The organism is Paenibacillus sp. p3-SID1389, assembly GCF_025151705.1.
Lineage (GTDB): Bacteria > Bacillota > Bacilli > Paenibacillales > Paenibacillaceae > Fontibacillus > Fontibacillus phoenicis.
In genome coordinates, this window is record NZ_JALXVO010000116.1 from 1 (window position 1) to 1577 (window position 1577).

At 50.6% G+C, this 1577-nt stretch carries 1 protein-coding gene; it reads right to left on the reverse strand.

Features of this window, described 5'->3' with window-relative positions:
- Nucleotides 1-72: 72 nt before the first annotated feature.
- Complete coding sequence (locus M3G15_RS21305; protein ID WP_260072015.1) at nt 73-1518, reverse strand: transposase; 1446 nt, start codon at nt 1516-1518, stop codon at nt 73-75.
- Nucleotides 1519-1577: the final 59 nt, after the last annotated feature.

Genomic DNA, 1577 nt, shown 5'->3' on the forward strand with positions numbered 1-1577 from the left:
AAGTCAATTTCATAATTCAATTTATTAGCTACTGCAGGTAACCAATTTCGAGGTGTACATTTTCAAAAAAAGTTACGCGGCTTGTTTGGTCAAACGGATGTTCATGTTCAAATAATCCAGCGCATATTTAGACACATTGTACGCTAGGTAACTTAGTTCGAGATCGACGAACGCACGTTTTTTGAGCCTTCGTGTAGTGCCCATGCCAAAGTATAACTTCAGATATGCAAAGACGCGTTCAATAGCGGTCCGCTGCTTAAACAATTCGGCAAACTTCTCGCTTCCCCGGCCAGGTGCTGTGTATTTGCGGACGTCGGTTTCTATCCGGATTTTATACACCTTCTGGCAACCTGTAGCTTGCAGCGGACATTCCTTGCATTCTTTCGGACGGGTAAATTTCACGTTGCCCCCCTTGGGGTCGTAGCTGTCATAACGGTACGGATGGCCTTGTTCACACAGCGGACGATAATATTTGTCTTCCTTCAAAGGCAGCTTGGTGCGGTGAATTAACGGGATAATCGGAAAAGCACCTAACTTGCGGATTTGTCGGTATACCGCTTCGCCGTCATAGCCCTTATCAGCCAAAACGTGCTTAACCTGCAGATCCGGAAATCGCTCCTGAAGTCGCTTCAGCAGCATAATGGCCGGTCTCTGGTCACTGACATGAGCGGAGCAGGTCTCGCCGGCAACAATATATTGGCTTGCCGTGTCGACGAGCAGATTCGCCTTGTACCCGTACCAGAATTTCACGCGGTGGGTGCCTCGCGGATCGCCTTTTGCGCCAGTGCTTGGGTATTGCGGCATATCGCGGGCGAGTTCTTCGTAACTGGCTGGCAACATGTCGGCTACTCCCCGTTCGAAGAAACCAAGCGACGCTTCGTAAGCATCCATTTGCTTCCGCCACTCGTCCCATTCCGCTTTCGGGATTCTCCCGCGTTTGGAACGTTTGGGCTTCTCCGGCTTGGCTTCCTGGGACGGCGTGCATGTGTCCGCGGAGAACAAGGCAGGGTCTTCGTCAACGAGAGGGCTGGAAGAAGTCGTCGTCTTCCCTTCATCCAGCTTCGGATTTCGGTCGAAGGCCTCAATGTGGGACGAATCTATTGCCAGAACCTCACCCGAAAGAAACCCTGCGGCAATTGCCTGGTCTACCACTGTATCCAGAACGTGTCTCAGTACGCCGCTTTGAGCCAGCCTGGCTACAAGGCGGGAATAGGCGGCTTCACTCGGTACCCGGTCCGAATCGGTAAAGCGGCATAACCTTCTGAATTCGGAACTGGTTCGCAGACGCTTGATCAGATCTTTCGTATAGCGGATATGTTCCAGTTTTCCAATAATGAGGGAATACATCATCGCTCTGGTATTTAAACTTTCGGAGCGGCCGCGGGTACTTTTTTTGCTAACGGCATGCAGGATGATCCCCATGGGGACGTGTTCCAGAATGGCACTGTATTTTGCCTCATCCGCCATTCCCATTAATTCCTCGAAGGAAAATAGCTCTGCTTGTTGAATACCATACATGGGAGTACTCCTTTCTCGTGGTTGGTGTGGTAACCTTTACTTCGAGATTTTGGGGAGGT

Bases quoted from the DNA above. Each gene is read 5' to 3' on its own strand.
- M3G15_RS21305 (WP_260072015.1), bottom strand. From the start codon at position 1,518: ATGTATGGTATTCAACAAGCAGAGCTATTTTCCTTCGAGGAATTAATG.